Source organism: Pseudomonas sp. 3MAES_34.3B, assembly GCF_058145875.1.
In genome coordinates this window covers 4,816,442-4,828,144 of sequence record NZ_CM176960.1, presented here as the reverse complement: position 1 = coordinate 4,828,144, position 11,703 = coordinate 4,816,442, and the positions used below count along the sequence as shown (strand labels likewise).

General features: G+C 52.4%; 11 protein-coding genes and 1 pseudogene. 5 read left to right on the top strand and 7 right to left on the bottom strand.

Translation table 11 applies throughout. The annotated features are described in order from the left end of the window. Positions 1-4: 4 nt before the first annotated feature. The 4 genes and pseudogenes from AC3Z8Y_RS21615 to AC3Z8Y_RS21600 all read right to left on the bottom strand — a co-directional run bounded on the left by AC3Z8Y_RS21615 (position 5) and on the right by AC3Z8Y_RS21600 (position 2,498). Entirely contained in the window at positions 5-619 is a 615-nt protein-coding gene (locus AC3Z8Y_RS21615; protein WP_490087521.1) for a LysE family translocator, read from the bottom strand. A gap of 688 nt (positions 620-1,307) precedes the next feature. After that, positions 1,308-1,460 carry a hypothetical protein gene (locus AC3Z8Y_RS21610; RefSeq protein WP_490090063.1) on the bottom strand — a complete coding sequence of 51 codons (153 nt, stop codon included), beginning with the start codon at positions 1,458-1,460 and terminating at the stop codon, positions 1,308-1,310. After that, positions 1,393-2,046, bottom strand: a complete 654-nt coding sequence (locus tag AC3Z8Y_RS21605) for a DinB family protein (RefSeq protein ID WP_490087520.1) — start codon at positions 2,044-2,046, stop codon at positions 1,393-1,395. Before AC3Z8Y_RS21605 ends, AC3Z8Y_RS21610 begins: the two co-directional genes overlap by 68 nt. Beyond that, positions 1,937-2,498 (bottom strand): annotated as a pseudogene (locus tag AC3Z8Y_RS21600) (GNAT family N-acetyltransferase). The gene AC3Z8Y_RS21605 and the pseudogene AC3Z8Y_RS21600 overlap by 110 nt, the downstream one beginning before the upstream one ends. A gap of 191 nt (positions 2,499-2,689) precedes the next feature. Between AC3Z8Y_RS21600 and AC3Z8Y_RS21595 the strand changes: the two are divergent. Then, positions 2,690-2,866, top strand: coding sequence for an AbrB/MazE/SpoVT family DNA-binding domain-containing protein (locus AC3Z8Y_RS21595; RefSeq protein ID WP_490087519.1), 177 nt, complete (start codon positions 2,690-2,692; stop codon positions 2,864-2,866). 484 nt (positions 2,867-3,350) lie between these two features. Here the strand turns inward: AC3Z8Y_RS21595 and AC3Z8Y_RS21590 are convergent, their stop codons facing one another. After that, complete coding sequence (locus AC3Z8Y_RS21590; RefSeq protein WP_490087518.1) at positions 3,351-3,647, bottom strand: helix-turn-helix domain-containing protein; 297 nt, start codon at positions 3,645-3,647, stop codon at positions 3,351-3,353. A 121-nt stretch (positions 3,648-3,768) separates the two neighbouring features. Between AC3Z8Y_RS21590 and AC3Z8Y_RS21585 the strand changes: the two genes are divergently transcribed. From AC3Z8Y_RS21585 to AC3Z8Y_RS21575, 3 genes are all read left to right on the top strand, one after another. Beyond that, on the top strand, positions 3,769-4,260 hold the full coding sequence (locus AC3Z8Y_RS21585) for a hypothetical protein (RefSeq protein ID WP_490087517.1): 492 nt from the start codon (positions 3,769-3,771) through the stop codon (positions 4,258-4,260). A 469-nt stretch (positions 4,261-4,729) separates the two neighbouring features. Next, positions 4,730-5,098 carry a hypothetical protein gene (locus AC3Z8Y_RS21580; protein WP_490087516.1) on the top strand — a complete coding sequence of 123 codons (369 nt, stop codon included), beginning with the start codon at positions 4,730-4,732 and terminating at the stop codon, positions 5,096-5,098. Between the two features lie 1,004 nt (positions 5,099-6,102). Then, the gene (locus AC3Z8Y_RS21575) at positions 6,103-6,432 is read left to right on the top strand and encodes a hypothetical protein (protein ID WP_490087515.1); all 330 of its coding nucleotides are present in this window, start codon (positions 6,103-6,105) and stop codon (positions 6,430-6,432) included. A 168-nt stretch (positions 6,433-6,600) separates the two neighbouring features. Here AC3Z8Y_RS21575 and AC3Z8Y_RS21570 read toward each other — a convergent pair whose 3' ends face one another. Then, on the bottom strand, positions 6,601-8,136 hold the full coding sequence (locus AC3Z8Y_RS21570) for a calcium-binding protein (RefSeq protein WP_490087514.1): 1,536 nt from the start codon (positions 8,134-8,136) through the stop codon (positions 6,601-6,603). 325 nt (positions 8,137-8,461) lie between these two features. Here AC3Z8Y_RS21570 and AC3Z8Y_RS21565 point away from each other — a divergent pair, with 325 nt between their 5' ends. Then, positions 8,462-9,706, top strand: coding sequence for an SH3 domain-containing protein (locus AC3Z8Y_RS21565; RefSeq protein WP_490087513.1), 1,245 nt, complete (start codon positions 8,462-8,464; stop codon positions 9,704-9,706). 204 nt (positions 9,707-9,910) lie between these two features. On the opposite strand, the gene AC3Z8Y_RS21560 is transcribed toward AC3Z8Y_RS21565, so the two are convergent. Further along, on the bottom strand, positions 9,911-11,662 hold the full coding sequence (locus tag AC3Z8Y_RS21560) for a hypothetical protein (RefSeq protein ID WP_490087512.1): 1,752 nt from the start codon (positions 11,660-11,662) through the stop codon (positions 9,911-9,913). Positions 11,663-11,703: the final 41 nt, after the last annotated feature.

Sequence of the window (11,703 nt, the reverse complement as noted above, 5' to 3'; positions counted from 1 at the left end):
GCGCTCAGGCCAATTGTCGCAGACCCAAACCGAGAATCAGGGCGCCGCACAGACGGTCGATGAGCCTCTTCGCCTTCCGGTAAGCCAACGAAATCCTGGATTGCGCCAAGGTAAGGGCCACAAGGCTATACCAGCTCAACGAAACGACCACCACTACGGCGAGCATGGAGGCAAACGTGCTCACCGAAACATGGGCCGGGGCTGCGGCTGAAAAGACAGCTGCGTAGAAAGCCATGGATTTTGGGTTACCGATGTTGGTCACGATTCCCTCCCAGAACGACCTTCGGACGTTGCCCCTCGAGCCTTCACCCGCCTGGGGCGCGGGATGCTTGCCCGCGTTGATGATCAAGCGTATGCCAAACCACATCAGGTAGGCCGCGCCGAGAACCTTCACGACTTCGGCTATCCATGGAAAGGCCGCAAACACAAAGCCCAGGCCGGTGATTGCGCAGGTCGACCAGAACAGGTTCACTGCTACGACACCTGCAACCAAGCCCAGCGCTTCGGCTCGTGTCGCGGCTACTGCCTTATGAGCAACGGCGACGAAATTGGGCCCAGGAATCACAACGCCCGCTAGATAAACCCAGAAAACAGTGAGCACCGCCGTACTGTCCAGCATGTGGATACCTCGTTGTGCTGATCGGTTTCGGAGGACAGGAAGAAACGGAGCTAGCATAAAGCGCCAAGCGGCCGGAGAGCAGCGCCTGCCGGCGAAATGGCTTCGAAAGCAACACCGTGAAGGTCCGCAAAGGGTCGGTAGCGGCCCGTTGCAACCGGCAGCTTCCCATAGCGGCCATTCGCGAGTCGCTACCGTCGGCCAGGAGCTATCTGATTTACACTGAATTCAGTACACCCTTAAGGTTTAGGCATTCAAAATGTATAAGCGTGTGGCAATCACTATACTGGCTTTTCTAATCGCACTCCCGTCAGGCGAATGGTTGCTGGGTGAAGCAGACGTAATGTTTGAAATGGTGAGCACGGGAGCCAAGTCCAGAGCTGAGTTATCGGATGACTTTGGTCTTGGCTTACTGGGCCTCATGGTTGTAATGCCAGGATCCGTAATCGGTGCATTTATCACCGCATCACTTGTCTGGCGGATGATGAGGCCCCGAAGACGGGGCTAATGGTGAACACATCCTCCCCGCCGAATCGCTAAAGCTAGCGCTAAATTTGACTAATAGTTTCCGCTTCTGACCAATCTCTGCCTGTCGCCATCGGCAGCTTTGGGTCGAAAGGGGGGCATCCGGGGTGAGGCCGCTTCCGACCCAAAGCAGCCCGTGCCGACTGGCAAAATTAGCCGATAGCGTTCACTCACCTGAGCATGCTATTCGGAGGAGCGTTAGCTGCACCTCATCGCCTTCTCGTAACTCAGCATCTCCGTCCAGGTAGAACTCATCTAATTGCGGCGGTGCGACACGGGTGCCCGACAGCATGGTGTGAACCTGTCCCCGGTGATGGATCTGATGTTGAAACACGTGCAGTAGCAGGCGGTCTCATGTGCTCCATGACGATTCCTTGGGGCCTTGCGACGCCTATACGTTGGCTTAATGCAGGCTGATCCAAGCGCTCACAAAACGCTATCAGTTGATCGTCCAAGGCCGATTGAAGCCTTATGATCTGCGCCGGTGACAGGTTCTCAGGCAGCACTTGATTTTGCGCCTCCAAATCAGAATTCGACGCCGCCAGGTAGAACCGGTCCACGTCGAGGATATGCAGCAGTGTTCGCTCTATGGAAGGAATAAAGCCTGTCCGCGTGGCGACGTATTCCCCATAACTTAACGCAAGACATACCGAAAGTAATCGCCGATTCGCCCACTGGTTATTTTGTGCTTGCGCTAGGAAGTAGTTCACTCGCAATTGCTCACAGGGCCCGTTTGGGTTTAAGAATATCGTCGATAGCAATCTATGGCTGGTAACTGGTGAGCCCAGGCGAAACTCACGTGTTGCGAGCAAGCCATTCGCCCCGCGAAATCTCCCACACTTCGATCTGCATGGGCCCCGAGACAAACTCTCCGTCCCGTGTCCCGTGTCCCGTGTCCCGATCATGCGCATGCCTCATGCTGGGACACCTTGCGTGAAGCCTGGTTGGCGATAGCCTTGGGCACCTGCATAAGAGGGCGCCGCAAAGTTTCAAACCAGTGGTGACTGATCGCCTTGCAGGCTTCACGCATGTAGCCGTGGCCCTGCCACTGGGGCGTTAGCCAAAAGCCTCGGTGGTTGCCGGGCTGGTCATAGAGGCTGATGCTGCCGATGCCGTGCTCAGGTTGCGCGCGGGTACGAATCATCCAATGCCACTCGCGTCCTTCGGCCATCGCTGGAAGGGCGACATCACGCACGTAAACCAGCGCGCCATCCTGCGGGTATGGCCAAGGCACGCGGCTGTCTAGGTATCTGACCACTTCCCAGTGGGGAAATAGCTGCTGTATCGCCGTGGCATCGGCCAGTTGCAGGAGTGTGAGGATAAGGCGCGGGGTATCTAGCGTCGGCGTGCAATCCATTGCAGGAAGTCCTGTTCGAGTGTTCTGGAAACTTTGTCAGACCCCTCGCCCGGACGTCTAGGGGGTAGAGTTTACTTCTGGCTGACTTCTGCCAATGGCCACGGGCTGCTTTTGGCCGACAGCTGACGCCCACCAATTCTCGGAGTAGGGTATCGTCTGAATAATTCAGTCGAGCGTGGAGCGGGCGCTAAATGAGTGAACCATTCAGAAAGAGTGCGATATGCCAAGAGGCGGGTGATGGCAGCGGTGACCTCATCATCGATATCCCCCAAGATGTCGTTGACCGCATGAAGCTCATGCCGGGTGATCTATTAAGCTTTGAAGAGGTGGAAGGGATCATCGTGGTTGACGCAGTTCACGCCCTATAAGCAACGGACAGAGGCAGCTTTCGACCATCGCGGCCAGTAGGAAAACCACTATATCAGCTCCGTAGATTAGTGATAAGCCGAATAATTATCTGGTGTAGCACGTTATATTCCAGACTAAACATGATTTGAAAACTAAAGCGGCGATAAAAACACCGATATCAGCAAATGCAAAGTTCGTCGCACAACTTTGAACATATGCAACGCCACTCAACCAATCTAGTATCGACTTCCATTTTGGCCAGCCTAGCACAATGTAATCAAGGAGCAGCCCAAAATGCGGCAGCTTCATTGTCTTGATTCCTGGCAATGCCTTAGCACTTTGACAGGCTAGGAAAGGGGTCAAGATCCTAACTCTGCTGGAGCGAGTTAAACTGAGATCGTACTGGAGGCGTATCGACATCACGTGAGCCTCGTTATGCGATGCAACCAATTGCATAAACTACGGCCTGTTTTCCCAAGACCGGCTCTGTTCCTAACGAACCACCTACCTTTTTTGGGCTACCGCCTTTACGAGTGTCTCAAGCTCGACAATGAGGTCCGCTAGAACGCGTGGATCCGTACCGTCTTCAGTCTCTGCAAGTGTCAATGCTACAAATGCCGCAGCGCTGAGACCAAGCTCGCCGGACAGGCTCGCGAGCATTTGCAGGGTTGGTGTCGCAAGCCCTTTTTCCAATTTCCGAACATAACGAGACGTCGCGACCCCTTCAAAATCAGCTTGCGCAATCCCCTTAGCTAATCGTAAGCGCTTGAAAACCCTAGAAAAAGCTTGATTTCGATCCATCGCTTGCACCCCAAAACGCTATTGGAGCACTTGCGTAACGAGATACGTAGGAACTATAGTTCCTCATCAGAATGCCTTCTCCCTGGCGTGCAAGCCGGAGGTGCTAGCTCAAGGAATCGCTATGTTTTTTGTCAATCGAACCCGAACGCACCCTAAAACCGGCAAGCTGGTCAGGGCAAGAAACTACATATCGACAGTGCATATTGAGCAAAGCGAAGGAATTCAGCCCTATCTGATAATAAACCTAGAAGTCTGCGCTTCTGGCAGCAGGGCAGTTGATCAATTTTCAATCATCACGATGAGTCCCGGCGAGCTTGATTTCTTCCTTCACGACACGTGGAACGCATCCGTAAACATTGCAAGCATTCAATACTCCTACCACGATCCAGATATTTCGGATGGGTACACAATTCAAGATGTTGTGAAAATAATAAGCTTCACTCCAAATCTCAAACAATCTGTGGGAAGTGACGAGTCAATTACAGCCTCAGAGCACCGATATCACTTGGCCGATGGAAGCGTGCATCACACCTCTTCCGAAGCTGTTAAGAAGCACGGGGGACGGCTGTTGTGGGGTGAGGAAAATGATGAGGCTTATGATGAATACGATTGATTTGTGGTTGCGTGCACGTGGTCGGATTGACAGATTCTTCCGTGATCGGGCCTTGCGCGATTTGGGCCTTATGATTACGCCGAATGGAGCACTGCATCGTGACGTCCATGATGTTCATTGGTCTGACGAAAATAATTTGCTCCGCAGCGCGGCGTATTTCGTAATCGATCCCGCATACAGGCAGGCAGTATCCGCAGAAGAAATAAGGATCATGCGTGCCGCGCTAGAGCACCCGGCAAAGGACGTGCATCATGGATACGTTGAGAGACAGCCGAACAAAAGGCTGGCCATAGTTTTGAAGCCCGGCGCAGCTGAAGCGCTGGGCTGGGGAGAAGGCAGCCGAATCGCATTCAGACGACTTTACTCAGGTGAGTTTATCACGCGGCTCGATAAGCGCGCGCGAGGATATCCAAGTAGCTGTAGTGCCCCGAGTAATGTTTAGTGCTGCTCATCAATAACTGAGGTAGTGATGATTAACGAAGATACCGATAAGCAAATTTGTGCCGCGTATCCCGGTTTGCTCAGGGTTGGACGGGACGGGACGTTTGGCTTCGAATGCCAATCTGGTTGGGAGGGGCTGATCAAAACACTTTGCGATTTGGCTGCACGTGAAAAGGAATCAGAAGGCCTCGAAGAGCTGTGCTTCGTGCAGATAAAAGAAAAATTTGGAACTCTTCGAGTCTATTACGTTGGAGGCAACCCGGTGGTACGGGCTTATGCGACTTTCGCTGAAGAGCTGAGCGGCAAGATATGCGAGGCTTGTGGTAGTCCGGGAAGACTGGTCACAAGCAGCGGATGGATGCGGACCAGGTGCGGCATGCACGAGGAGGAGTCCTAACCCTCACTGGGGTATTCAGCGAAGCTGATAACCGTAAGGGGCTTCGCCGATTGACCAAAGGTTGCATATGACCCGGAAGCAACTGAGCCGACCCCGGGTCCATGAGCTGCGTATGCAGGGTTTGCCATTCAAACGGATAGGAAAGCTGCGTAGCTTCACGAATGTTCCACGAATCTTTACACTTTTGAGCTTTTTTTCTCGTATGTACCTGATTCGAATATGGTTTTGACGTAATAAACGTCCTTGGGTCCCAACTGCCGTTCTAAATTGCAGTGCGTTTATCTAAGGTGCGGAGAGAATCGCAGCGGATTCGGCCTTTAGAATAAACCTACGAAGCAGTACTAGAGGCCCTCATCGCTGTAAAGCGTGGGGGCCTTTTTCATTCGTGTGGGGCCGACTCGACGCCTCGAAGGCGGGACCATCTTAGGGATTCTAGGATGCTCCCGTATCTGAATCCTGGCTATGCTGCCAATCCCTCAATAGCGCGCTCAAAGCCTGCCATGGATATTGAGGCAAATCGCTGCGCAGGGGGCAATTTGCCAAATGGAGAGGATTGAATGGCTGCCCAGCGTCTCCCAGCGGCTGGCCAGCTCGACATCGCATACAGCGAATGTAGGGATCGTCCATGCACCACCATCTTTTCCAACGCTCTATACGCGCGTCAGCAGTAACGAGCCTATCCAAGGTGTGCTCCTTCGAAAAACGTGACCGGTATCCTTGGCTCGACTGTTTATCCCTTAGCGATTTGGGGGATACAGGGACATCGCTCTCCGCCTCAGCTTACGATCATAGCCGATCCTTAGGACGGCTTGGCGGGTCGGTAAAGAGCTGTACGAGCGGCGGCAATCGACCCTTAGCTGCCGCTCGCAAGAGCCACGAAAATCAGCACTCACTGTGTAAGGTGCTTTGGCACGTAGCCGGGCAGCACAGGTGACGGTAGGCAGAAGTCGGTCAATGCAGCCCCTGTCATACTAAGCCCACCAATCAGTGCTAGTGGGGAGAGGATGAGCGAGGAATTCACCTATGTATGGTTACTACCGCTGCTGGAAAAGCCATTAGAAGAGGCTGCGCAAGAGTTGCCCCACGCGGTAAAAGCCCTTGGAGAAAAATACACACTGCCTGCAAACATAGCGTTGCAGCCGCTGGTCGTTATAGCACTGACGTCACACTCCGACTATTGGTCGGGGTTGGCGCTCAAATGGTTAGAGGAAGGGTTCCCTATGGATCCCGAGCTGACCACGCTTTTGACTGATTGCGCCGAGGATCGGACGCTGTCTCAGTCTCGACGCCACGGGGCACGTAGGCTTGTCTGTCGACAAACTTCAAGCGATTGACCCTAAGGCTGCTTTCAGTCAATTGCCGTGCTATACGAAAGGCTGCAATGGGTTGCTGCCTGTCGCCACCGGCCGCAGCCGTCCCTTAGCAGCCGTTCGCTAACGGCAACCTTAGAACGGTAGCCGCAGCAGGGAAGGACTACTGACGACTACCTAAGCGTCTCTCACCTAAGCTGCATGGATATCACTAGGAGCAACACCTACTAATTCAATAGGAGCATCGGCGGTATGTTCAGCTGCAGAAACAGTGCTCGCAACGACTAGGTTGTCTGCGGTGAATGTCCTGGTATAGCCGCCTTCAAAGGCGATTTCGAAGCGCTGACCCTCGGCATTCAGGTCGTAGTCCTTGAGGTAGGTGCGGTGCAGGTCTGTGTCGTAGATCAGCTTCAAGGTGTCGTTGTGGCCATTGCCTAGCCCTGTATAGCCGAGGGCCGCCACGTCGATTTTATCTTGGGTAACGTCAAAATTCGTGATCAGGTCAGTAGTACCATAGCCATGAAAGCTGTCGCTAGTGTCTAAATATCGGAAGGTATCTAACCCATCTAACCCATTTAGCCCCTCACCGCCCCTCAGCGCATCGCCCGCACCGCCGCCAATCAGGATGCCGCCGTCACCTCCTGTACCGAGTGAATCCCAAGTCGGCCTCCCGGTTAGGGTCTGCTCGGCATCGACATGGCTGTTATCGCCGGCGAAGATAAAACCATCCGCATCTTGAGAAACGCTGCCAGTGTGGCGCCAGGCCTGGTCGATATACACCTTGAAGCGGTTACCTTCCGCATCTGTTTCGAACGACTGCACCACGATGTGCCCTACGGTTTTGTCATAGGCGTAATCCAACGTGCCATCGTAGCCATTGCCCAAGCCGGTGAAGCCAAGGGCTGAAACGTCCAATACATCCCCACGGAACAGGTCGAATTCGCTGATCACGTCAACGCTGGATACGCTCGTGGCGTCGTTCACAAAACTATCGTTGACCCGGTGATAGAGGTAGGTTTCAGTACCGACACTGTAGGCATTGCCCATCAGGTGATCAGCACCTGCGCCGCCATCTAGTACGTTGGCTCTTTTCCCGGCATACAGTGTATCGTCGCCGTCCAGACCATTGAGCACGTATTGCTTGGTGCTGAAGCTGTAGTCCAAGGTATCGTTGCCGGCTGTGCCATCGTGGCTAAGCACAAAGTTGGACGTGCTTAGCTGGCCTTGAAAGTCGCCTGCCAGGCGCACCTCGAAGAAATTGCCGCTGACGTCTTTGTCCAGCGAACGCACGTAGGTAATGTCCGTGGCAGCATCATAGCTGACGGCCAAGTCGCCATTGTGGCCGTTACCGATCCGCTCCAGGCCAAGGGCGGTCAGGTCCAGGACATCGTTTGAGCCGACAAAACCGGTAATCAGGTCGGAGTGGGAACCCTCGGCATTGGCGTAGCTGTCGGTAAGCGACGTAAACACGAATTTCACCGAGCCTCCGCCGGCTGCGCCGCCTGTGAGGGTATCGACTCCAGCGCCCCCTACCAATGTGTCGCCATTGCCGCGCTGGCCATTCAGGGTGTCGTTCCCGGCGCCGCCGAATAAATGATCAGTCTTGTAGGTGCCGTTAATTACGTCATCGCCCGCCGTACCGGTGTAGGTTTCGAACGTATATCGATGGTGATAGGTAACCTGCTTGTCGAGCGCGGCTTGTAGGGCAGTTTTGGAAGCTGTAGGCACAGTATTGATCCTGAGTGGGTTGAATTGCTGGGCTTGGGTCGGCAATTCAGGCAGTAGCCCACCGGGCTAGACCAGCACGACTGTGGCTGTCATGTAGTAGATGAATTGCATAGGCTCGTCAACGCGCTCCCTCTCCATCAGGCAGCTCATCAGGGCGGCTGATCATTAGGTCTGACACCTTGGACGGTCAATGACCGCTAAGGGTCGGTGGCGGCCCGTCGCCACAGGCAGCAACCGACCCATAGCGGACACTTTATATCCGTCTACGAAAAATGAATGATCTGCGATACCGTAGGCTCTTGCGACTCCCAACGAGCGACTTGGCATGAACGAAATGGTCGATGAGCGTACATCTCCCTCAGGCTCAAATGATGACCCCAGTAGCGGTGATCAGATGAGGCAGCTCGCTAAACAGGCCAAGGTTTTCGGTGACAGCCCTCAACTGAAGCAGTTCGCTGAACAGGCCAAGGCTTTCGGCAGCAGCGCCCAACTGAAACAGATCGCTGAACAGGCCAGGGCTTTCGATGGCAGCGCTCAATTGAAACAGATCGCTGAACAGGCCAGGGCTTTCGAGGGCAGCGCTCAACTGAAACAGATCGCTGAACAGGCCAGGGCTTTCGATGGCAGCGCTCAACTGAAACAGATCGCTGAACAGGCCAGGGCTTTCGTTGGCAGCGCTCAACTGAAACAGATCGCTGAACAGGCCAGGGCTTTCGTTGGCAGCGCTCAACTGAAACAGATCGCTGAACAGGCCAGGGCTTTCGTTGGCAGCGCTCAACTGAGGCAGATCGCCGAGCAGGCTAAGGCTTTCGGTGACAGTGCTCAACTGAAGCAGATCGCTGAACAGGCCGGGGCTTTCGGTGGCAGTGCTCAACTGAAGCAGATCGCCGAACAGGCTAAGGCTTTCGGTGACAGTGCACAACTGAAGCAAATCGCTGAACAGGCCAAAGCTTGGAGTAACAACATTCATTTGAGCCGGTTCGCTCAACAGACGCTACCTGCAAGTCTGACTTTCGACGTTCTGGTAGGCGAGCTTGTCGCTCGCTCTAATAAGAACGAAGATGTACACGGATCAGCGGGCAGGCCGGGCACAGTTGTTGCTGGCAGTGAAAATACGGTATCGACGGCGGACTTGTTTACCGTAGAAATATATCCCGACTCTAGTACGGGGCGAAAATTTTCTGAGATACCTACTTGGCTATTATATTTATGGCTGATTTGCATCGCGCCGATGTTGACTGTGCTGGCTAATTGGGAGGCCATACGAACGGGCTTGGTAGATATAAATGGACGCATGCCGCAAACGCATTCTTTCGCCAACCTAAGGCGTTTCATAAGCTCCAACCTCGCTGGCAAGCCGGGAGATGTTCGTCTTGTCACGGGTTCTAGCGTTCGGCTGAGAGTAGCACCCGGGATGAAATCGGATGTGATTTTAACCCTGCCCAAATATGCTCCTGTAGTTGTCTTGGGGAAGGAAGACCGTACTTGGCTCTACGTCAGATATGAGCATGAAGGATTTCTAATGGACGGGTATGTATCTACTAAGTTTCTAAAAAAAATCAGGAAGTAGATCCAGCTTCAAGAGAAATAAGTGGATGCTTTTGGCCGATATCTGTACTTGGTGAAGGGCAGCTATGGGGCGATATCGGTCACCCGGGCCGTCAGCTATCGACCCATAGCCGCCTTTCGCGACAGGCAACTAATGGCCAGAAGTGTCCATTCGAAAGCGCCTACGGAATAAGAAACGATTCAGATCCTTCGAAGTAAAGCATGACTACTCGCTCATTTTTTTATTGAGCTCGCGAGCAATAAGGGAAGGATAGTGGCATCCCCTACTAAATAAACGACACACGTTAGGGATTATTTTGAGGGACTCAGGAGTCGGAAAAAAATCAAACGCTCCGGCTGGTGAATCGGAGGTTAGCCAGTCGATAAGACTATTTTCGGATATCAGATAGGGACGCACACGCTGTATGTCCCGTTTGTTAGCGACTTCCCGAGTTGCCTCAACAATATTAGTGTCCTCATCGTCCAATCCCTTTTCGTCGATCCAGCCAAATATTCTCTTAAAGAATTTTTCAATATTCTCTAAAGGATTGAAGATAAATTCTTGGTCAAGCTCTAGCTTGAGACAGTACTGATTGTATTCGGTAAGCGTCCTCTTAAGATTATAATCAACAATGTCATTCGTAAAGTTGGCTAACTGAATGGTATACAGCTGAGGCATACTTTCCAAATAGATGGCCAGAAGCGGATTTACTTTTGCTACTGATCGTCCCGGATCATCCGACATGGCTAGACCAATACAAAAAAGCGCCGCCTGGTTTTCTAGAACGCCGAGGGGCCAACGACGTGCGACAGTTAAGCAATTTTGAAAGCTCGACTGAGCGCGCTCCCTATCCTCATCATATAAAGCCAATATCCCATCTAAGAAATTAGATGCCCCCTCAAAAAATGGGCTTCGCTTAAGATTAAGCAGGGTGAGCTGCAATCTTTTAAAGTGTTCGCGGCTATCCGAAATTAGAGCTCCTTTCTCTAGGAGTTTAACTAGACCACTGATTCCGCTAGGTGGTGAGAAAGCTCTACTCAGGCTGAGTATATTAATGTAAGGGCTGCACGTTTCGGGAGTAAAATTCAGACATTTGCTAGGATCTTCAGCACCATAGAGCTCACTGAGTAGCTGATCATTGAAAATTGCTAGCACGTTGTCACTGTCTATTTTGCTATATATCGACATAAACTCAGACATTTCGGCAACAAACTCTGAAAAAGCATCCGGCGACCAGCCGTCCATTATCTTTTTTAGCCGATTCAGTGCCATCGTTGCTGAGTAAAATCCTGCCAAAGTGTCGACTAGCTTCTTTCGCTCCTCAGAGTTTAAGATTTGTACAAGCTCTCGATCCAGTGTTATAAGTTCGGAAATTTGCGTGGCGGGGAATTTTGAGGTTTTAAAATCAAGAGAGTTAAGGCTCTTTCTAATGCTAAGGTCTGGTGCTTTTTTGTCTTTTAGTGCACGGCCTAGCAAATCTCGAAATGCTATCTGGCAGGCTCGAATAGGTTCGTTGTTCGCATGAGCAATTAAGCTAAGACAATCACCTACATGTTTTAATGGGCTAAAATCTTTTAGCATGGGCTCAATTTGGCTCAGCAGCATTGCTAGTTGAGGAGCTGCAAACGCAATCGTTAGCTGTTGGTTAACTTCTCCTTGGGTCTCGCTCTCATATACAGGACTTGAGCGAATCCAAGATACCAATTGTTGCATGTGGCCGAAATGGCGCTCGAGAATGCTTTTTAATTCAACGTTTTCTTCGGTCTCGTAAATCGAGCGTCCGATCATAGCGTCAAGAAGCGAATGGCGTCCCTTGATCAGCTCTTGATAGCGATCCTGCTTGGTGGAGTAGCTGCGAGCGAGAGATAGCTTTTCCAACTGGGTGCGTCCTACGCAGAAGATGTCGCCGATCCTCTCGACGAATTTATCCACTGAGGGGAGGGTGATGGTGGGGAATGCTGTATGCGATCGGTCCATGACAGAGGCTCCTTAAAAATCCGGCGAGACGACCTACCTAG

Bases quoted from the DNA above. Each gene is read 5' to 3' on its own strand.
- AC3Z8Y_RS21560 (WP_490087512.1), bottom strand. From the start codon at position 11,662: ATGGACCGATCGCATACAGCATTCCCCACCATCACCCTCCCCTCAGTG.
- AC3Z8Y_RS21585 (WP_490087517.1), top strand. From the start codon at position 3,769: ATGTTTTTTGTCAATCGAACCCGAACGCACCCTAAAACCGGCAAGCTG.
- AC3Z8Y_RS21580 (WP_490087516.1), top strand. From the start codon at position 4,730: ATGATTAACGAAGATACCGATAAGCAAATTTGTGCCGCGTATCCCGGT.
- AC3Z8Y_RS21590 (WP_490087518.1), bottom strand. From the start codon at position 3,647: ATGGATCGAAATCAAGCTTTTTCTAGGGTTTTCAAGCGCTTACGATTA.
- AC3Z8Y_RS21605 (WP_490087520.1), bottom strand. From the start codon at position 2,046: ATGATCGGGACACGGGACACGGGACACGGGACGGAGAGTTTGTCTCGG.
- AC3Z8Y_RS21615 (WP_490087521.1), bottom strand. From the start codon at position 619: ATGCTGGACAGTACGGCGGTGCTCACTGTTTTCTGGGTTTATCTAGCG.
- AC3Z8Y_RS21575 (WP_490087515.1), top strand. From the start codon at position 6,103: ATGAGCGAGGAATTCACCTATGTATGGTTACTACCGCTGCTGGAAAAG.
- AC3Z8Y_RS21565 (WP_490087513.1), top strand. From the start codon at position 8,462: ATGAACGAAATGGTCGATGAGCGTACATCTCCCTCAGGCTCAAATGAT.
- AC3Z8Y_RS21595 (WP_490087519.1), top strand. From the start codon at position 2,690: ATGAGTGAACCATTCAGAAAGAGTGCGATATGCCAAGAGGCGGGTGAT.